Raw genomic sequence first — 19,578 nt, 5'->3', positions numbered from 1 at the left:
CATGCAGGCGCTATCCCTATTAAAGAGGAGGAAAAAATAGTAGTGGATGCAATATTGTTGGTTGGACATGGAAGTCGGGACCCGGAGGGGAACCAGGAACTGCTGGAATTTGCACAGGCAGTGGCAGATCGGGTACCGGAAATGTGCGTGGAAACCTGTTTCTTGGAGTTGGCACGTCCCAGCATTGCTGATGGGATGCAAACTTGTGTGGAGAAAGGGGCGACACGTGTCGTTCTTATTCCGATTATCTTGTTCGCAGCGGTACATGCCAAAATTGATATTCCGATGGCTATTGACCGGGCAAAGGCGAAATATCCGCAGGTGGAATTTGTATACGGACGTCCGATTGGTGTTCACGAGAAAATCGTCAGCATTCTGCTAAGCCGCTTGAAAGAGGCCCGTCCGGTTGCAGTTCCAGCGGGGATGAATAGCGCTGTAGAGGCATCTGTCGAGGTATCTGACGAAGAAACGGCGGTACTTGTATTAGGACGCGGAAGTAGCGATCCAGATGCGAACAGTGACTTTTTCAAAATCACCCGTATGCTGTGGGAGAAGCTTCCTTATACATGGGTAGAGAGCAGCTTTATCGGTGTGACGCAGCCATTCTTTCCCGATGGATTGGAGCGTTGTGTACGATTGGGTGCCAAAAAGATTATCGTGCTTCCCTATTTTCTGTTCACGGGTGTGCTGATTAAGCGCATCGGAGAAATGACCCAGGAATTTGCCGAGGCTCACCCTGCATTACAAGTGGAGATGGGCGGATATTTTGGTTTCCATCCCCAATTGATTGAACTGGTGCTGGAGCGAGCTAAGGAAGGTTTGTTCGGCAAGGTTACAGCCAATTGTGATAACTGCCAGTTCCGTCTGGAGGCGCAGGAGCATCACCATCATCACCACCATGACCACGATCATCATCATGAACATGAACATCACCACCACCATCATGCACATGAGCACGACCATCATGATCACCATACACACAGCCACGATCACACTCATGAGCATGTCCATGCTCACAGCCATGATGACCATGATCACCATCACGAGCATTCACATACGCCATCTGTAGTGAATGGAAGCGGGCAGGTGAAGGGCTCATGATATTCATGCTATGCGGAACGAGCGACGCTCGGGAATTGGCGCTGCAAATCCGTGACAATGGCTTCAGCGTATTGACCTCAGTCGTAACCGAAAGCGCGGCAGCCAGCTTGTCTGAAGCGGGACTAGACGTACGTACAGGCCGAATGACAGCCGATGAAATGGCTGCAATGATTCGGAAGCAGGGAATACAGGCTGTTGTTGATGCCAGTCATCCTTTTGCGGAAGAAGCACATACGAATGCGATGACAGCCGCTCGCGAGTCCGGGGTTCCTTATATTCGCTATGAGCGGACAGGACTTGTATATGACAATCATCCGTTGCTCCACATTGTGCCCTCCTATGAGGAGGCCGCATTACAAGCGAAGCAAATCAAAGGCTCTGTAATGCTTACGACGGGTAGTAAGACGCTCGGCACGTTCACCAAGCATTTGCTCGGAGACCCGGAGATTCGTCTGGTTATACGCATGCTGCCGCGCCTGGACAATATGGAGAAATGCGGCGAACTGGGCATGGAGCAAAAAAATATTATTGCCATGCAGGGACCCTTTTCCCGCGAGATGAACGAAGCATTGTACAAGCACTATGGCACGAACGTGATGGTCACCAAGGAAAGCGGACGCACGGGAGCAGTGGATGAAAAGGTTCAATCTGCATTGGAGCTGGGGATTCACGTACTTTTGATTTCCAGGCCGGAAGTGGAATTTGGCACAGTATTTGATCATTTTGACGGAGTCATCAACGCACTGCGCACAGCAAAAGAGAAAACTTCAATTTGAGTTGAGTCTTGCCCTTGCGAGTCCAGTTAATCAGGAACGACTTCTGGCATGTATTTAAAATATAGTCATCTTAAAACAGGTGTTTTTTAGAGGTATCCATGATTTAGTAGCAATGAATTGTCATTTTCCTAAACTATTTTCTAATTTTCCATAAGGGAGTGGTCTACCATGGATTTCAAAACAGAATTTAAACCGCTAACGGTACAGCCGCAGGAGATTGAAGGCAAAAGCTTCGAGATGATCACTGAAGAATTGGGAGAGCATCCTTTTACAGCAGAGCAATATCCCGTTGTACAACGTGTCATTCATGCATCTGCTGATTTTGAGCTGGGCCGCAGTATGGTGTTTCATCCAAAAGCGATTGAAGCCGGGGTTGCAGCTATTCGCGCAGGACAGCAGGTAGTGGCGGATGTGCAAATGATTCAAGCGGGGCTGAGCAAGGATCGTATCCGTCAATTTGGCGGGGATGTGCATGTGTACATATCTGACCCGGACGTCATGGAAGAAGCGAAAAGGCTGAATACGACACGCGCCATTATTTCGATGCGCAAAGCGATTCAGGCGGGCGAAGGTGGCATCTATGCGATTGGTAATGCGCCGACAGCGTTGCTGGAGCTGATTCGTCTGGTGAAAGAAGGAGCGGCTAAGCCCGGACTGGTGATTGGCATGCCCGTAGGCTTCGTATCGGCGGCAGAATCCAAGGACGAGCTGCGCAAGCTGGATATTCCGTTCATTACGAATATTGGACGCAAGGGCGGCAGTACAATTGTCGTAGCAGCATTGAATGCGATCTCCTTAATGGCTGTCCGCTAGATGCGGTTGTCCGTTTGCTGTATCATGAAATGAATTGGAGCATGATCAGCAGAAGAGGTTAAGGAGGAATTGGCATGGAAAAGGAAGCGGCGTCCGTCGACAGGCCCAAACGGATGAAAAGCGGTGAAGCTCCCGCACCGGACAAGCCAATGCGGTCAGGCTTTACGACTGGAGCTTGTGCGGCTGCAGTGGCCAAAGGAGCGGTACAATTGCTCATCACGGGCATTCCGCCGAAGGAAGCAGTGATATCGCTGCCCGCAGGCTTTGATCATGCGTTTGAGCTGATTGAGCCTGTGTTGGACGCGGACGAAGCTTCCTGCACGACGATCAAGGACGGTGGGGATGACCCAGACGCCACGCATCAGGCGAGAATTATCGCGTCCGTTAGCTGGCGCGAGGAGCCGGGCATTGAACTAGACGGTGGCATCGGCGTGGGGCGGGTAACGAAGCCCGGTCTGCCTGTGCCTGTCGGAGAAGCAGCGATTAATCCGGTGCCGCGCCGGATGATTACGGAGGCCGTCTCAGGCGTGCTCGAGGAGCATGGATCGGCCAAAGGTGTCCGTGTCGTCATCAGCGTACCGGACGGTGAAGAAATTGCCAAGAAAACGCTGAACGGGCGGCTTGGCATTCTTGGCGGTATTTCCATACTAGGCACGCGTGGTGTGGTCGTTCCGTTTTCCACGTCAGCTTATAAAGCTAGTGTCGTGCAGGCCATATCAGTTGCGCAAGCGATGAACTGCCAGGAAATAGTCCTGACCACAGGCGGCAGCAGTGAAAAATACGCCATGCAAATGTATGATCAGCTGACGGAAGAGGCCTTTATTCAGATGGGGGACTTTGTTGGCTTTGCTATAAAGCATGGGAAACGGCTGGGAATGAAAAAGATTATTCTCGTCGGTATGCCCGGTAAGCTGTCCAAGGTTGCTCAAGGTATCATGATGGTTCACTCCAAGAGCGCTCCGGTGGATTTTGGCTTTTTGGCTGAGGTCGCGCGTGAAGCGGGGGTGGACGAGTCGCTTGCAGCGGCAGTGGCAGAGGCAAATACAGCTACGCAGGTGGCGGATATGATGACCGAAGCGAATGCGCTGAGCTTTTTTGAAAAGCTGTGTACCTATGGATGTCAGCATTGTCTGGAGCATGCAGGTGGTGGAATCGTTGTGGAAATGGTACTGATAACGCTGAAAGGGAACGTGCTGGGGAGGGCGAGAGTCGGTGAGTAAAGTGATTCGTGTCATTGGTATCGGTGAAAATGGAGCGGCAGGTCTGTCGCAGGAAACATTGGAGCACATTGAGCGTGCGGACCTGCTGGTTGGTGGAGAACGCCAGCTAGGATTTTTCAAGGCAGCCGCAGGGGAAAAACGAACATTAAAGAGTGGCTTATCCGCGGTTGTGGAAGAATTAGGACGGTTGCGTGAGGACAAGGATATTGTCGTGCTTGCGTCAGGCGATCCGCTTTTTTTTGGAATCGCAGGATACTTATCCGCCAAGCTTGGTGCGGAACATCTGGATATTATGCCGCATCTCAGCTCGGTTCAGCTGGCGTTTGCGCGTCTCGGTGAAAGCTGGCAGGATGCGGTGCTGGAAAGCGTACACGGTCGTCCGATGATCGGATTGGCGCAGCGGATTGACGGACAGAACAAGGTCGCGCTGTTGACGGACGACCGGAATCATCCCGGCGCAGTCGCTGCCTATCTGCTGCATTATGGCATGACGGAATATGATGCCTTTGTCGGCGAGCATTTGGGCGGACCGGATGAGGTGTATCAGCATTATACGCTGGAAGAGATGGCGCAGAGAACGTTCCAACCATTGAATGTGGTTATTTTGCGCCGTCGTAAGGGTGAAAACGTGCCTGCAATTCGGCGGGGATTTGGCTTCGAGGATGCAGAATTTCACCAGCGCAAGCCGGAAAAAGGGTTGATTACGAAGCGTGAAGTGCGCGTATTCAGCTTGTCCGAGCTGCGTCTGACAGAGCGAAGCATCGTATGGGATATCGGCGCAGGCTCCGGCTCTGTAGCGGTGGAGTGTGCGCGGCTGGCCAAGTATGGGCAAGTATTTGCCATTGAGAAGAACGAAGGCGACCTGGCTAATGTCGAAGCGAACAAGATCAAATTCCGCACCGATTTCCCCGTTATTCATGCTAAAGCGCCTGCCGGATTGGACGAGCTGCCAGACCCGGATGCGGTGTTTATCGGTGGGAGCGGGGGAGAATTGTCCGAGCTGATTCGTCTGTGCGCTTCCCGTCTGCGTAAGGATGGACGAATTGTAGTGAATGCTGCAACGATTGAGACGCTACATGACGGTATGAAGGCGATGCAAACAGCAGGACTCGATACTTCGGTGACGTTATTGCAAACAGCGCGCAGCAAGCCGATTTTGAATATGACGCGTTTTGACGGACTCAATCCGATATATGTTATTAAAGGACAGCCGTCGGTGGACGTGGCTGATGAAGTAGCAGGGGAGTAAGCTGGTAATTCAAGAGGGGGAGAGAGACAGCATGAATACGGCGGCAACAGGAACACTTTACGGCGTAGGCGTGGGGCCGGGTGATCCCGAGCTGATTACAGTCAAGGCGTATCGCATGATTCAGGAATGTGCAGTTGTGGCTTATCCGAAGAAACGCCGGGGGGGCAAATCGTATGCTCACGAGATCGTGGAGTTGTACGTCAACCCGGAGGAAAAGGAGATGCTGGGACTCATTTTTCCAATGACCAAGGACCCGGTTGTACTGGAGCGTGAGTGGAACAAAACGGTAGTTGCTTGCTGGGAGGCACTGAGTCAAGGCAAGGATGTAGCCTTTGTCACAGAGGGAGACCCTAATCTGTACAGTACCTTTATTCACTTGGCACGACTCATGAAGGATCTCCATCCCGAGGTGCCGATTGTATCTATCCCAGGGATTTCATCCGTGCTGGGCGCGGCGGCAGCGTTGGAGTTGCCTTTGGCAGACGGAGATCAGCAGGTCGGTATTATTCCGGCTACGGATGATCGGGAAGCGATGAAGCGGGCGATTGAAAATCACGATACGGTCGTGTTTATCAAGGTTGCCAAGGTGCTGGATTTGATTTTGGATGTGCTGGATGAACTCAATCTTGGGGACTGTGCATCAGTCATTACCAAGGTCACTTCTCCTTATGAAATGGTATGGCGCAACGCACGTGAGCTGCGCGGACAGGAGCTTGAATATTTGAGTTTAATGGTGGTGAGCAAATGACGTTGGAGCCCAAAGTATACATCGTAGGAGCAGGTCCCGGCGATCCGGAGCTGATTACGGTCAAAGGTTCCCGGATTCTACGCACGGCCGATGTGGTATTGTACACGGATTCACTCGTGAACGACGAGTTGATTGCCACGGCCAAACCAGAGGCGCAGGTACTGCAAAGCTCAGGCATGGATCTGGAGCGGCAGGTTGAGATTATGAGCGAGGCTGTGCAGGCTGGACGCAGTGTAGCTCGCGTACATACAGGCGATCCGGCAGTGTACGGAGCCATTTTGGAACAGATGGTGTTGCTGAAGCAGCGTGGAGTAGCCTACGAAATCGTGCCGGGCGTCAGCTCGGTCTTTGCTTCTGCGGCCGTGCTGGGTGCAGAGCTAACTGTGCCTGACCTGACACAGACCGTCATTCTGACGCGTGCTGAAGGCCGTACACCTGTACCGGATCGGGAAAAGCTGCGTGATCTGGCTTCTCATCACTGCACAGTGGCTTTATTCCTCAGCGCAACGCTGGCGAAGAAGGTGGTCGTTGAGTTTCTGGCGGCAGGCTGGAGCGAGGACACGCCTGTAGCGGTTGTACAGCGCGCGACCTGGCCGGATCAAAAGATCGTGCGCACGACGCTTGCTCAATTACCCGCCGATTTGCGTGCAGCAGGCATAACGATGCATGCCATGATTTTGGCTGGCTGGGCGCTCGACCCAGAGCTGGTGGACAAGGACGCGCATCGTTCCAAGCTGTATGATAAGTCGTTCACCCATGGCTACCGGAAGGGAGTGAAGCCCGGTGAGTAATCCATTTGCCGCTGTGGCGATCACGAAGCATGGAGTGGAAATGGTCCGCAATTTGGGAGCCAACTTTCCGGGCACGGATGTGTATTATATGTCCAAGTTTGAGCGTGGCGACGAGCAGGAGCGTGGCATTCAGTTGTTCGAAGGATCGGTCAAGCTGATTTTGCCGGATTTATTTAAACAATATAACGGTATAATTTTGTTTATATCTCTCGGTGCAGTGGTTCGTATGATTGCGCCGATTTTGGTGGATAAAAAGGTAGACCCCGCGGTAGTTGTCATTGATGATCGCGGCGAGCATGTCATTAGCGTATTGTCTGGCCATTTGGGTGGCGCCAATGAATTGACCCGCCATGTGGCGGCTGTATTAGGCGCACGTGCGGTAATCACAACTGCATCTGACGTGCAGGGCACGATTCCGGTGGACATGTTGGGTCGGGAATTGGGTTGGGTGGTTGATAGCTTCGACAAGGCCACTCCTGTGAGCGCTGCTGTTGTGAACGAGGAGCCTGTTGCGCTTATACAAGAGACAGGCGAACGGAACTGGTGGCGTTATGACAAGCCTGTACCTGGGCATATCAAGGTATATGCTTCGACGGCAGAAGCATTACAAGAACCGTTTAACGCCGCGTTGGTCGTGAGTGACCGTTTATTGGAGCCGGAGGAAGAAGAGCAGCTTCTTTCTAATGGCGTGCTGTACCGTCCGAAAAGCTTGGTGCTTGGCATCGGCTGCAACCGTGGGACTGCATTGGAGGAGCTGGAGGCGGGTGTGCTGGACACCTTGCAAGAGCTGCGTTTGTCTGTGAAAAGCGTACGGAATATTGCCACCATTGATCTGAAAAAGGACGAAGAGGGCTTGCTTGCCCTTTGCGCCAAATACGGCTGGGAGCTGGTGACGTACACCCCGTCAGAGCTGAATACGGTGCAGCTTCCCAATCCATCGGAAACCGTCTTCAAATACACTGGCGCATATGGGGTCAGCGAACCCTCAGCCTTGTTGTCTTCTGGTGCAGACCATTGGCTGCTGGAGAAGAAAAAAAGCGGCAATATGACCTTGTCTGTAGCGCGGGTTTCCTATGACTGACATCATGAAGCAGGCTGTACAGTCTGATCCATCTGCCGCTACGCGCAGAAGCCGTATTGTTGTTGCTGGCACGGGCAGCGGCGCAGGCAAAACGACTGTTACCCTCGGGCTGATGAAGGCGTTCGCCGACAGCGGCCTGCGAGTGCAAGGTTTTAAGTGCGGGCCGGATTATATTGATCCGACCTATCATACGGCCGCGACCGGAACGCCTTCCCGTAATCTCGATTCCTGGATGACCTCACCGGATACGGTGCGTGAAACCTTTATCCGTGCTTCCGAAGGCGCGGATATTTCCGTGATTGAAGGCGTCATGGGGCTGTATGACGGCAAGGACCCGCTCAGCAATACCGGCTCGACCGCTGAAATCGCCATGCTGACGGACAGCCCTGTATTGCTGGTGGTCGACGTGCGCAGTATGGCACGAAGCGCCGCTGCTATTGTGCTTGGCTTTCAGCGCTTGGAGCCCAAGCTACGCATTGTGGGCGTAATTGTGAATCGCTGCGGCAGCCAAGGGCACTATGGCATCGTCAAAAAGGCGATCGAGCAGGAGTGCGGCATCCCTGTGCTCGGCTGGTTAAAGCGTGATGACGGGCTGGATATTCCCGAGCGTCATCTGGGTTTAGTACCCGCTGTGGAACGCGGCGAGCTAGAGCCGCTTTTCCAACGGGCGGCAGAGCTGATCCGTGCGGGTACGGATCTGGATGCACTGCGGGCATTGGCGGATTCGGCTCCGCCGTTGTCTCTGCCCGCACAACCGTTATTTCCCCCGGATTGGCTTCCATCAGCAGGGCATGAAGCTGATACCGGGGGACGTCCTGTCATCGCCGTCGCCAGAGATGCGGCGTTCAATTTTTACTACCCGGAAAATATGGATTTGCTGCGTCAGGCGGGAGCAGAGATTGTCTATTTCAGTCCGCTGGCGGGAGAACGCGTACCTGAGCAGGCAAGCGGCCTATACCTGGGCGGCGGGTTCCCTGAAGAGTTTGCCGCAGATATCGCTGCAAATACGGTTTTTTTGGAAGATATCCGCAACGCGGTGAGCCGGGATATGCCCGTATTCGCCGAATGCGGCGGTTATATGGTACTGGCACGGACTCTTACGGATCGTATGGGGAATGCCCATCACATGGCCGGAGTTATTCCGTCGGACGTCCGCATGCAGGAGAAACGGGCCGCACTGGGATACCGTGAAGCAACCGCTTTGCAGGATTGCTTACTGCTGGAGGCTGGAGAGACAATTCGGGGACATGAATTTCATTATTCTGTCATGCACTATGACGAATCATCCGCCCCCTACTCCTACGCCTATCAAACCAAGGGAATGCGTGGTCTCCAGAGCGAGGGCTATGCGAAAGGGAATCTTTTGGCAGCCTACACGCATGTTCATCTCGCTTCTCTTCCCAAAGCGGCAGCACGCTGGGTGGAACAATGCCGGGCTTACAGTCAATAGTTTTGCAAACGAGTCCACCATTTCATATAAACGAAAAGAAGCCGATTCCCTGAAAGGGTCCGGCTTTTCTAAATTTCAATAGATTTAAACCTTACATGGTATGGAAGCGTATACATTACTTTTTTGGTGGTACGCTTACATGAGCTTTTTCAGCTGGGAAATCCTTCCCTGACTCACGCCAAGCATGGAGGCGAGTTGTTTTTGTGAAGATGCTGGGTGTTCTTCCATAAGCTCTCTCATTTTCTCCAAAATAACGTCTGTGCGCTGGTAAATTTTTTTCATATGCATATTTTGCTTAAGTGGGGGTGAATGGGTTTCAGTCGCTGTGACCGGAACTAAATCTTCCGTTTTCATCGAGGCCGCACATTCATCGCAGATAAACTGATCTTTAAAATAGGTGTTAGTATCAACCGCACCGCAAAATATACAGTTGGTTGATTTGTACTTACGGAGCATGAGTGTCTGGTCTTCAATAAAAAACTCTAATGGATCGCCGATGTCAATCTCCATCGTCATGCGCAACTCTTTAGGAAGCACAATTCGCCCCAAGCTGTCCAAGGGCCGGGTCATTCCAGTCCTTTTCATTCATGCAACCTCCCCGGTTTTTTAAGATTTATAGAATGTATAAGGTTTGAGGCAATTCTTATCAATTCTATAACCGCAAGCATAAGTTTCTTACAAAAAAGCGGCCCTTCATTGTTAATCAAGCATGGACGCACTTTTTTTCTTACGAGTATACCATAAAGAGGCCGAATCGCCATCGTTCAGATTTATAAATTTTGAATAAGTTTTAATAAGTTTATTCCGAGCGAACATATATGCTATAATCTTCTGCTAAAGGATTTAATAGGCCGTCTGTAGAATTATTTATATATGCCGTAGCTCGGACAATGATGGCGGTGTTATGGGAAATGAATGAGGGCCAAACAGAATTTTCTGAGCGTTTTGACCCCACAAACAAGAATGAATGACACGGACCCCGCCTTTAAAGTCCTTATATACAAGTCAGGCAAGGAGGATTTATCATGGAAAAAAGAAAAGCATTGTTGTTAGGAGATTATTCGTATCCGGAGTTTCACCCGCTGCAAGGGGTGGACGAAGAGATTAGCCATATTTTACAGGATTGGATGACGGTACAATGCAGTGAGAATCGTAAAATGCTGCTCAAGGAAAATCTAGCCTCATTCGATCTATGCATCTCGTATTGTGATAGCCGTAAGGAGGTTCTGTCTCCTCAACAAACAGCAGGACTGCTGTCCTATGTTAGCGGCGGGGGTGGATTGCTTGTGCTGCATAACGGTATTACATTGCAAGGACGGTATGAGATTGCACAACTAATGGGGGCACGTTTCCTGCGGCATCCGGCTGCGGGTCCACTTTCCTTCAAAGTAACGGAGCCGGATCATCCGATTATGGAAGGAATCGAGCCGTTCGAGATGCAAGAGGAGCCATATCGTTTTGATTTTGATCCATTCACTGAAAAAACACTACTGATGGAATATGAACAAGAGGGCCAGTGGTGGCCGGCGGCATGGTCACTGTCCTATGGCTTGGGTCGGGTCGTCTATTTGATGCCTGGACATAATCAGCCAAGCTTCCAGCACGAGGGATACCGCAAGCTGCTGCTTCAGGCCGCTAAGTGGGCTGGACGCTTTCCAGGTTAAACATAGATCATTCCATTCATTGAGGAAGGGGAGCTGCGAGCTTTATGCGGCTCCCCTTTTCAGGTTATACTAGTAGGTAATCACAGGTAGGGGAGGATATATTATGAGCGATTTGTTCAAAAAAGCCATCTCATTGGGGTGGGGCCTCACCGTTGTCAGCAAAGAAAAGGTGGAGAAAGCCGTCGAGGATCTTGTAAACCGGGGAGAACTTGCGCCTTCGGAATCCAAAGCATTGGTCGATCGTCTGATCGAACGAGGGGCAGAGGAACAGGGACAATTCAAAACAGTGATCCGCGAACAGGTTAGCCGCATTTTGCAGGAGCTGGAAGTACCTACCGAAAATGATGTTACAAGTTTGGAGCAGCGTGTAGCATTGTTGGAAAAACAGGTAGCGGAGCTGGAAAAAGAAAAGGCGGCGCTTACGGGTTCGAGCGACGCTGAAGAAGCGAACCGGCTGGATTAAAATGGCGGTTCGTATGAAGCACGCCGGTCGTTACCGGGAAATTGCCATGGCGCTGGCGCGTCATGGCTTTGGCTATATGGTGGAAGAAATGGGGCTGTTCCAGCTGCTGTCATTGCCTCGCAAGTGGCTGACGAGAGAAACTCCCGAGTCCAAAACGCTAGGTGAACGGATTCGACTTGTGCTGGAGGATCTGGGGCCTGCATTCATCAAGCTTGGACAGTTGGCAAGCACACGTGCTGACCTGCTGCCGGAGCCTATTATCCGTGAGCTGGTTAAGCTTCAGGATCAGGTACCGCCGTTTTCATCTGAAACGGCGCGTGGCATTCTGGAGCAGGAGCTGGACACGTCATTAGAGGACATACTGGTTCGTTTTGACGATGTTCCGCTGGCCGCTGCTTCGATCGGGCAAGTGCATTTAGGCAAGCTGCACAGCGGCGAAATGGTCGCCATTAAAATCCAGCGTCCTGGCGTTAATCGCATCATTCGGCGAGATTTGGACATTTTGCGGGAACTAACCGCTATGGCAGCCAAGCGCTGGGAATGGGTAGAGCGGTATCAGCTTCGCCAGATGGTAGAGGAGCTAGGGAGATCGCTCATTCAGGAGCTGGATTACAACCACGAAGCCCGTAATACAGAGAAGATTGCGCTCCAATTTGAGCAGGACCCACATATCTATATTCCGAAAATATACTGGGATCATACCTCTTCCCGTATACTGACCATGGAGTTTCTAGACGGAACTCACTTGGGTAGTCGTGAAGAGCTATTACGCCGTGGATATAACTTGAAAGAACTGGCGCAGCGGCTGGTGAACAGCATGTTGCATCAAATTTTTATAGAGGGATTTTTTCATGCCGATCCCCATCCGGGGAATTTACTCGTTCTGAAAAATGGCAGTCTCGCTTATTTGGACTTTGGCATGACGGGAAGGCTGAGCGAAGAGATGAAGAATCATCTCGCTTCCCTCATTATTGCCCTGATGCGTAAAAATACCGATGCCATGGTTCGGTCTATCGAACGTTTGGGTCTGGTCGAACCGGACACCGACCTGAATGCGCTGCGTGCCGATCTGGACAAGATACGCGAAGATTACTCAGACGTTCCTTTTTCACAGGTCAGTATTGGTGATGCTTTGAACGACCTGTTTGGCGCAGCGCAGCGCCATCGGATTGGTTTGCCTTCGGACGTCCTGTTGCTAGGCAAGGCGTTGCTGACACTGGAGGGGGTCGTGGAGCATCTGGACCCCGACCTCAGTATTATCGCTTTGGCTGAACCCTTTGGTAACAAGCTACTAAAGGAACGCTTCAGCGGTCGTCGTATCCGAGGCAAGCTGCTGGGTGGTGCGACTGAGCTGGTGGAGGCGCTGATGGAACTGCCAGGACAGGCGAGGCATTTAGCCTCGATTATCGGCAAGGGCAAGCTTAAGCTGGAGGTTACTGTGCCGGAGCTGGAAATGCTTCTGCGCAGGCTGGATCAGATCAGCAACCGCCTGTCATTCAGTATCGTACTGTTAGCGTTCAGCATTATTATGGTCGGACTGATTATCGGTTCATCGCTGAATCATCAGGCGACCATGCTGTGGAACGTACCTGCTATTGAAATCGGCTTTGTTGTCGCTCTCTTAATGGTTGCCTTTTTACTGTATTCCATTTTTAAATCGGGAAGGTTTTAGATACCGACCAGAAAGGAGAGTTATGGATACTCATAAGATGAACACTGCCCTAATGGATGGTCTCCAAATTGCAGATGTGCCTTGGCACCGCCTGACTACTCCTTATGGTAGAGGCACGGAGTTGCCACAATTGATATCCAATGGGGAGTACGCAGCCATTGCTGATCTGATAGAGCATCAAGGCACACTGTGGCAGGTTACGCCATGGGTGTTACTTTTCTTATTGCGTAATTTGCATACGAGAAATTCGGATAATATCACGCTGAATGAGTTGGAACTGTACCATGCGGTTGTTGGAGCATTGGACATGGAAAATGCACAAGAGGATTCACAGAAGTCTGTTGACTCCCTAACCATGCTGCTGGACGAAAAATATCTATGGCCGGCAGACAGCGATCCAGAAGAAGATGAACTGGAATGGGAAGAGGAAGAAGCACGTGGTTATGATCCGGTAGCTTTTTGGAGTTATTATGACTATAGCTATCGATTATTGAAGCAAGCACTGCCTGACTTTGAAAGTTTACTCCAGCACCATGCAGACTCGGAGATTGCTGAAGCTTTATCGGAGCTTGTACAGGAATTGCGAAAATTTTAAATATAAGAAAACGAATCAAACGAGCTATGACCGGAAACTAATCTTTTGCTAAGGAGTGATTTTAGTGGCAAAAAAATTAACTGATATACATCGAATACGTCTCCTAAGTCTCCTTCGTGATATTGGGTTTGAACCATCAAAAGTTACTATAGAAAATAAACAGGGGGAAACTGAGGTTATTGATTTAGAGTCCCCGTTACCAAAAGGGTTGCAAGCTGTTTTAAATTCTCGAGGCAGTCTAAGTAAGGAGCAATTACTTGAGATCGAAGAGAGTGTTAAACAATCCAGAGAGGATTGGGATTAGATGGGGTATCTATTTGATACGAATGCAGCTATTGCCCTTCATAGACTTGACTCATCTTTGGATAGAGTAATACGACAAGCTGAGAAAGATAAAGAGAATATTTTCTTTTCTGTTATAACTCAGTCCGAGTTTATAGCCGGGTTGCCCACTGATACTGACTTAGATTCGATACCTTTTCTTGGCGGGGAATTTATTGCAGTTAATTCAGAGATCGCAGTTAAAGCGGGGCGTATCAGAAGAGAACAAAAAGATAAGTTTGCAAGAAAGCTCAAGACCCCAGATGCATTGATTCTTGCGACAGCTATTATAAACCAATTGGTACTGGTTACGGCGGATCAAGATTTACAGTTCGTGGAGTCTGAGTATGAAGTTAAGGTGATCAACTTTAGCAGGTTAGAATCTTAGGAATTGCGAAAATTTTAAATATAAGAAAACGAATAAGATAAAGAAAATGAGCGATATTCCAAGGGAATAGATGATTTCTTTCTATAAACAGCCTTTTAACTCATTCGTCTCTGCGAACCCCTTACGTTATAATGATGGACTGAATGTAACGGACCGGGTCGTTTGAGAGAGACGAGCTGAATGATAGGAGAGCCTTGGCGATTGGCGGCTGGACGGATGCCCGTAACCACACGGGTTGCGAGTCAACACGCTACTCTCTGTAAATATAGGAGGCTGGAACGAGACAGTATGAATCTTAGACAACAATGGTTCGGTAATATCCGGGCCGATATACTTGCGGGCATGACCGTGGCGCTAGCATTAATTCCCGAGGCGATTGCCTTCTCGATCATTGCGGGGGTCAATCCCATGGTCGGACTGTACGCCTCCATCTCGATGGCTATTGTCATCTCTTTTGCAGGTGGACGTCCGGCGATGATTTCGGCAGCAACCGGGGCCGTTGCTGTACTGGTCGTTGGTCTGGTGAAGGATCATGGCGTGGAATATCTATTTGCAGCTACCATTTTGGCAGGAATCATTCAAGTGCTGCTGGGTGTTTTGAAAATAGGTCGCTTTATAAGCTTTATTTCACAGCCAGTCATGACCGGGTTTGTGAATGCGTTGGCGATCCTCGTCTTTATGGCTCAGCTTACTCATTTTCATGGAGCCAATTGGATCATGTACGCGATGGTAGCGGGGACGCTGCTCATTGTGTATATTTTACCGAGATTTGTGAAAAGCATCCCCGCTCCATTGACGGCAATCATCATCATGACGATCATTACGTATGTATTTGGATTGAATGTGAAAACGGTAGGAGATATCGGGACGCTAACCAGTTCGCTGCCTTCATTCCATTTGCCGCAAATTGAGTGGTCGTGGCATACTTTGCGGATTTTGCTGCCGTATTCCTTTACGATGGCACTGGTTGGACTGCTGGAATCGCTGCTGACAGCCAGCATTTTGGATGAAATGACCGAAACGAAAAGCAATAAAAACCGGGAAGCCCGTGGGCAAGGGATTGCCAACTTTGTAAATGGCTTTTTTGGGGGTATGGGTGGTTGTGCCATGATCGGACAATCCGTCATTAATGTAAGCTCAGGCGGAAGAGGACGTCTGTCCACTTTCACGGCTGGAGTGTTCTTGGCTTTTCTGCTGCTTGTGCTTGGCGGTGTTGTAAAGGAAGTGCCCATGGGCGCATTGGTGGGTGTCATGTTCATGGTGTGTATCGGAACCGTGGATTGGAAATCGCTGCGAAACATTGCCAAGGTTCCAAAAGCAGATACGTTAATTATGGTGGTCACGGTGATCATCGTGGTGGCTACGCATGATTTGTCCAAGGGCGTAATCGTGGGCGTACTGCTAAGTGCTCTGCATTTTGGCTGGAAAATGGCTAAAATCCGCATCAGTACGACTGAGGATCATGAAGAAAAGGTGTACCATGTCAGGGGGCCGATGTTTTTCGCCTCAACGTCTCATTTCGTTGATCATTTTGAACCTACGGATGATCCGGACCGCGTTGTAGTGGATTTTAGCCATTCGCATGTTTGGGATCACTCGGCGGTTACTGCTATTGGTAAGGTGCTGCAAAAATACAGAAACTCAGGTAAAACTATTACCCTACAAGGGTTAAATGAGGAAAGCCGTTTAATTGTAGAGAAACTCGGCGGTCCTGTAGTTACAGAGCCACTTGTGTGATGAATCGTATAGCATAAATCAAAGCTTGAAATGAAATTTATTCATTTCAAGCTTTTTTTATTTATTTCTGAAATAAAACAACACTTTTCTTTCCTAAACCATAGATAAATATGACAAATTTTCATCAAAGTATTGACGTAATAATTGGGCAGGAATACAATCATTCTTATTAAGCAGAGCAAATACATAGGAATAATTGAAAATTGAAAGGTATGCACATATGAACTTAGACTGGGACTTTATTGTAGAGAGCTTGCCGCTATATGGAGAAGCCATGTGGCTGACGTTGAAGATTGCCTTTTTTGCTATTCTGTTTTCACTAGTCGTCGGTTTGCTATGCAGTATAGTACTGTATTACAAGGTGAAGGGAATTAGCGGCATCATTGTTGCCTATATTGAGCTTTCACGAAATACGCCGCTGCTTGTACAGTTATATTTTCTGTATTACGGGTTTACCAAAATAGGTCTGCATATGAGCGAAATGACGTGTGCCATTGTGGGCATGACCTTTTTGGGCGGGGGTTATATGGCTGAGGCGTTTCGTGGTGGAATCGAAGCCGTAAGTAAAACGCAAACGGAATCCGGGCTGAGTCTCGGACTGTCCAAGATACAACTGGCGAGATATGTTATTTTGCCACAGGCTTTTGCCATCAGTGTTCCGTCTCTGGGAGCGAATGCGATTTTTCTGCTCAAGGAGACTTCCATTGTTGGCGCCATTGCTTTATTAGATCTGATGAATGTGGCAAAAGACCTGATCGGCATGTACTACAAAACGACAGAATCGCTAATTCTGCTGGTATTGGCATATCTCGTCCTGCTTTTACCTTTGTCGATACTGCTGACGTGGGTGGAAAGGAAGGTGCGATATGCTGAATTCGGGGATTAATGTGCTTTTTGAGGGTTCGAATTTTGAGCGTCTGTTAGGGGGATTGCTCGTTACGCTGGAGATTGCATTACTTTCCATTATTATCGGTACTCTATTAGGCATTCTGATGGGATTGCTGCGCACCTTACAATCAAGACCGATTCGGTTTGTGCTGAGATTATATTTGGAGACATTCCGCATTATTCCGATTTTGGTGTGGTTGTATGTCGTATATTTTGGATTTACTCCTTTGTTGAATGTGAATATCAGCGGAGAATTGACAGCAATTATTGTATTCAGCCTGTGGGGAGCAGCAGAGATTGGAGACCTTGTTCGGGGTGCATTGGAATCACTGCCCAAGCATCAGGTGGAATCCGGGCAGGCACTGGGACTGACATATGGGCAGTTGTACCGCCATGTACTCATTCCCCAGGCGGTGCGCCGAATGCTTCCCGGATCTATTAATCTGGCGACACGGATGATCAAAACCACTTCATTAGTGGTGCTGATCGGTGTAGTGGAAGTGGTCAAGGTCGGGCAGCAGATTATTGAGCTTGGTGTAATCAAAGCGCCTTCGGCATCCTTTTGGGTGTACGGCTTTATTTTCATATTGTATTTTCTCGTATGCTATCCGTTATCCAGACTTTCCAAAAGATTTGAACGCAGATGGCAAAATTAGCAGGATGGGGTGGGGGTCATGGGAGAGGCTGTTGAGGTTTTACTCGAAATTCGAGGGCTGCACAAAAGCTTTGAAGACCGAAAAGTACTACAACAGATTAATCTGGACGTAACGAAGGGGGAAGTCGTGGTCGTTCTAGGTCCTTCGGGATGTGGAAAAAGCACGCTCCTCCGATGTCTCAATGGTCTGGAACCAGTCCAGAGTGGAAATATCCGTTATAGAGGGCAGGAGCTGACGGATAAGAAAGTAAATTGGCGTGAGGTGCGGCAGCATATCGGAATGGTGTTCCAAAACTATGAGCTGTTTCCGCATATGACGGTCTTGGAAAACATATTGCTCGGCCCGCTTAAAGTTCAGCGGCGAAACAAGCAGGAGGCGCTTGAGCAAGCGGAGCAGCTATTGGAGCGAGTGGGTCTACTGGATCGCAAAGATGCATATCCGAGACAATTATCAGGTGGGCAAAAGCAACGGATTGCGATTGTGCGTGCCCTGTGTATGAATCCGGAAATTATGCTTTTTGATGAAGTCACCGCATCCTTGGACCCGGAAATGGTCAGAGAGGTGCTGGATGTCATGCGAGAGCTGGCCCAACAGGGCATGACCATGATTATCGTGACGCATGAAATGGGATTTGCCAAGTCGGTAGGAGATCGTATCGTTTTTATGGATCAAGGACAGATATGCGAAATGACTACGCCACAGCAATTTTTTACCCAACCGGAAACAGAGCGTGCCCAGCACTTTCTGGATATATTTCAGTACGAAACGATATGAGCATTTTGCATCAATCCCATGAGCGACTTCCAATCACAATATAGAGATCGAAATGTTTCTATTGGTCTCTATATTGCACCCAGAAGCGAAAGAAACCGAATGATGCAAAATGCTGACAAACAGGGGGAGGAATACAGATGAGAAAAGGAATGAAGTTGACGACGTTATTACTGGCTTTGAGCTTGCTGCTTGTTGGTTTGGCGGGATGTGCAGGGGCTGGTAATACCAACGGTAGTTCAGGCTCGGCTAAATTTGCTTCAATTGAGGACATTAAAAAGAATGGCAAGATTCGAATCGGTGTATTTGCAGATAAACCGCCTTTTGGCTACGTGGATTCAGAAGGGAAAAATCAAGGCTTTGACGTCTATATTGCGAAGCGGTTTGCCAAAGATCTCTTGGGTGACGAGTCCAAGGTGGAATTTGTTCTGGTGGATGCTGCCAGCCGGGTCGCCTATTTGGAATCCAACAAGGTAGATATCATCATGGCTAACTTTACGGTGACGGATGAGCGTAAAGAAAAAGTCGATTTTGCCAATCCGTATATGAAATTATCCTTTGGCATTGTGTCACCTGATAGCGCTCCAATCACCACGATTGACCAATTGAAGGGTTCGGATCAAAAGCTGATTGTTGCCAAGGGAACGACGGCTGAAACCTATTTTACGAAAAATTATCCTGACATCAAGCTGCTAAAATTCGATCAATACACAGAGATTTTCTCAGCCCTCAAAGACAAACGCGGCGCCGCGATTGCCAACGATAATACTGAGCTGATCGCCTGGGCAAAGGCCAACCCCGGCTTTACCGTAAGCATTCCAGCCTTTGGTGGTCAAGATACGATTGCCCCCGCAGTAGCAAAGGGAAATAAGGAGTTGTTAGACTGGATCAACAATGAGCTGGCTACGCTGGGCAAGGAAAACTTTGTACATCAAGCCTACAAGGACACACTGACCTCCGTTTACGGAGAAGGATTTACGGATCAGTTAGTCGTAGAGGGCGGCAAAGTGGATTAATCATAGTATAAGTTGTTGTTTTACTATAAAGAAGCGTTGGGACTGCAAGCCCAACGCTTCTTTATTAATATGGGGGAAAGGGGTCTTTGGCAACTCCTTAATAAAATTGCATACTTCCGACAAAAGCTCTTGCATGCTAGTAGATTTCATTATATAATCCTAAATGATAATGAGAATC

At 49.4% G+C, this 19,578-nt stretch carries 21 protein-coding genes; 20 read left to right on the top strand and 1 reads right to left on the bottom strand.

From position 1 onward, the window contains the following. Nucleotides 1-42 precede the first annotated feature (42 nt). The 9 genes from NSQ68_RS23990 (at nucleotide 43) to NSQ68_RS23950 (ending at nucleotide 9,229) form a co-directional block, all read left to right on the top strand. On the top strand, nucleotides 43-1,101 hold the full coding sequence (locus NSQ68_RS23990; protein ID WP_342427387.1) for a sirohydrochlorin chelatase: 1,059 nt from the start codon (nucleotides 43-45) through the stop codon (nucleotides 1,099-1,101). Then, nucleotides 1,098-1,877 (top strand): precorrin-6A reductase, encoded by a 780-nt coding sequence (cobK, locus tag NSQ68_RS23985; RefSeq protein ID WP_342427386.1) that lies wholly within the window; start codon nucleotides 1,098-1,100, stop codon nucleotides 1,875-1,877. The genes NSQ68_RS23990 and cobK overlap by 4 nt, the downstream gene beginning before the upstream one ends. A gap of 168 nt (nucleotides 1,878-2,045) precedes the next feature. Beyond that, on the top strand, nucleotides 2,046-2,690 hold the full coding sequence (locus NSQ68_RS23980) for a precorrin-8X methylmutase (RefSeq protein ID WP_103047344.1): 645 nt from the start codon (nucleotides 2,046-2,048) through the stop codon (nucleotides 2,688-2,690). Nucleotides 2,691-2,764: 74 nt separating this feature from the next. Next, nucleotides 2,765-3,910 carry a cobalt-precorrin-5B (C(1))-methyltransferase gene (locus NSQ68_RS23975; RefSeq protein WP_342427385.1) on the top strand — a complete coding sequence of 382 codons (1,146 nt, stop codon included), beginning with the start codon at nucleotides 2,765-2,767 and terminating at the stop codon, nucleotides 3,908-3,910. Beyond that, nucleotides 3,903-5,159, top strand: a complete 1,257-nt coding sequence (gene cbiE, locus NSQ68_RS23970) for a precorrin-6y C5,15-methyltransferase (decarboxylating) subunit CbiE (RefSeq protein WP_342427384.1) — start codon at nucleotides 3,903-3,905, stop codon at nucleotides 5,157-5,159. Before NSQ68_RS23975 ends, cbiE begins: the two co-directional genes overlap by 8 nt. Before the next feature lie 31 nt (nucleotides 5,160-5,190). Beyond that, nucleotides 5,191-5,907 (top strand): precorrin-2 C(20)-methyltransferase, encoded by a 717-nt coding sequence (gene cobI / locus NSQ68_RS23965; RefSeq protein ID WP_340933514.1) that lies wholly within the window; start codon nucleotides 5,191-5,193, stop codon nucleotides 5,905-5,907. Beyond that, nucleotides 5,904-6,698 (top strand): precorrin-4 C(11)-methyltransferase, encoded by a 795-nt coding sequence (gene cobM, locus NSQ68_RS23960; protein WP_160788663.1) that lies wholly within the window; start codon nucleotides 5,904-5,906, stop codon nucleotides 6,696-6,698. The genes cobI and cobM overlap by 4 nt, the downstream gene beginning before the upstream one ends. Further along, complete coding sequence (locus NSQ68_RS23955; protein ID WP_307351269.1) at nucleotides 6,691-7,779, top strand: cobalamin biosynthesis protein; 1,089 nt, start codon at nucleotides 6,691-6,693, stop codon at nucleotides 7,777-7,779. Before cobM ends, NSQ68_RS23955 begins: the two co-directional genes overlap by 8 nt. Continuing rightward, the gene (locus tag NSQ68_RS23950) at nucleotides 7,772-9,229 is read left to right on the top strand and encodes a cobyrinate a,c-diamide synthase (RefSeq protein WP_342427383.1); all 1,458 of its coding nucleotides are present in this window, start codon (nucleotides 7,772-7,774) and stop codon (nucleotides 9,227-9,229) included. The genes NSQ68_RS23955 and NSQ68_RS23950 overlap by 8 nt, the downstream gene beginning before the upstream one ends. Nucleotides 9,230-9,364: 135 nt before the next feature. Here NSQ68_RS23950 and NSQ68_RS23945 read toward each other — a convergent pair whose 3' ends face one another. After that, nucleotides 9,365-9,814, bottom strand: a complete 450-nt coding sequence (locus NSQ68_RS23945) for an AbrB/MazE/SpoVT family DNA-binding domain-containing protein (RefSeq protein WP_025721620.1) — start codon at nucleotides 9,812-9,814, stop codon at nucleotides 9,365-9,367. A gap of 440 nt (nucleotides 9,815-10,254) precedes the next feature. Here NSQ68_RS23945 and NSQ68_RS23940 point away from each other — a divergent pair, with 440 nt between their 5' ends. From NSQ68_RS23940 to NSQ68_RS23890, 11 genes are all read left to right on the top strand, one after another. Further along, nucleotides 10,255-10,893, top strand: coding sequence for a ThuA domain-containing protein (locus NSQ68_RS23940; protein WP_342427382.1), 639 nt, complete (start codon nucleotides 10,255-10,257; stop codon nucleotides 10,891-10,893). Nucleotides 10,894-10,996: 103 nt separating this feature from the next. After that, nucleotides 10,997-11,356, top strand: a complete 360-nt coding sequence (locus NSQ68_RS23935) for a phasin family protein (RefSeq protein WP_013312404.1) — start codon at nucleotides 10,997-10,999, stop codon at nucleotides 11,354-11,356. A gap of 1 nt (nucleotide 11,357) precedes the next feature. Further along, nucleotides 11,358-13,028, top strand: coding sequence for an AarF/ABC1/UbiB kinase family protein (locus NSQ68_RS23930; RefSeq protein ID WP_342427381.1), 1,671 nt, complete (start codon nucleotides 11,358-11,360; stop codon nucleotides 13,026-13,028). A 22-nt stretch (nucleotides 13,029-13,050) separates the two neighbouring features. Next, complete coding sequence (locus NSQ68_RS23925; RefSeq protein ID WP_342427380.1) at nucleotides 13,051-13,623, top strand: hypothetical protein; 573 nt, start codon at nucleotides 13,051-13,053, stop codon at nucleotides 13,621-13,623. Between the two features lie 64 nt (nucleotides 13,624-13,687). Continuing rightward, nucleotides 13,688-13,927: a hypothetical protein gene (locus NSQ68_RS23920; RefSeq protein WP_016822811.1), complete on the top strand. Its 240-nt coding sequence runs from the start codon at nucleotides 13,688-13,690 to the stop codon at nucleotides 13,925-13,927. Next, a complete protein-coding gene (locus NSQ68_RS23915) occupies nucleotides 13,928-14,332 on the top strand; it encodes a PIN domain-containing protein (RefSeq protein WP_342427379.1) in 405 nt (134 codons plus the stop codon). Nucleotides 14,333-14,620: 288 nt separating this feature from the next. Continuing rightward, nucleotides 14,621-16,069, top strand: coding sequence for a SulP family inorganic anion transporter (locus tag NSQ68_RS23910; protein ID WP_342429155.1), 1,449 nt, complete (start codon nucleotides 14,621-14,623; stop codon nucleotides 16,067-16,069). Between the two features lie 220 nt (nucleotides 16,070-16,289). Further along, nucleotides 16,290-16,955, top strand: a complete 666-nt coding sequence (locus tag NSQ68_RS23905) for an amino acid ABC transporter permease (protein WP_342427378.1) — start codon at nucleotides 16,290-16,292, stop codon at nucleotides 16,953-16,955. Further along, a complete protein-coding gene (locus NSQ68_RS23900; RefSeq protein WP_029518575.1) occupies nucleotides 16,936-17,613 on the top strand; it encodes an amino acid ABC transporter permease in 678 nt (225 codons plus the stop codon). The genes NSQ68_RS23905 and NSQ68_RS23900 overlap by 20 nt, the downstream gene beginning before the upstream one ends. An 18-nt stretch (nucleotides 17,614-17,631) precedes the next feature. Next, on the top strand, nucleotides 17,632-18,387 hold the full coding sequence (locus NSQ68_RS23895) for an amino acid ABC transporter ATP-binding protein (protein WP_307351285.1): 756 nt from the start codon (nucleotides 17,632-17,634) through the stop codon (nucleotides 18,385-18,387). A 137-nt stretch (nucleotides 18,388-18,524) separates the two neighbouring features. Continuing rightward, nucleotides 18,525-19,400: a cysteine ABC transporter substrate-binding protein gene (locus tag NSQ68_RS23890; protein ID WP_342427377.1), complete on the top strand. Its 876-nt coding sequence runs from the start codon at nucleotides 18,525-18,527 to the stop codon at nucleotides 19,398-19,400. Nucleotides 19,401-19,578 lie beyond the last annotated feature (178 nt).

Source organism: Paenibacillus sp. FSL L8-0158 (genome assembly GCF_038592965.1).
In the GTDB taxonomy this organism is placed as follows: domain Bacteria; phylum Bacillota; class Bacilli; order Paenibacillales; family Paenibacillaceae; genus Paenibacillus; species Paenibacillus polymyxa_D.
The sequence above is the reverse complement of the archived record's forward strand: the minus strand, read 5'-3'. Positions and strand labels throughout refer to the sequence as shown.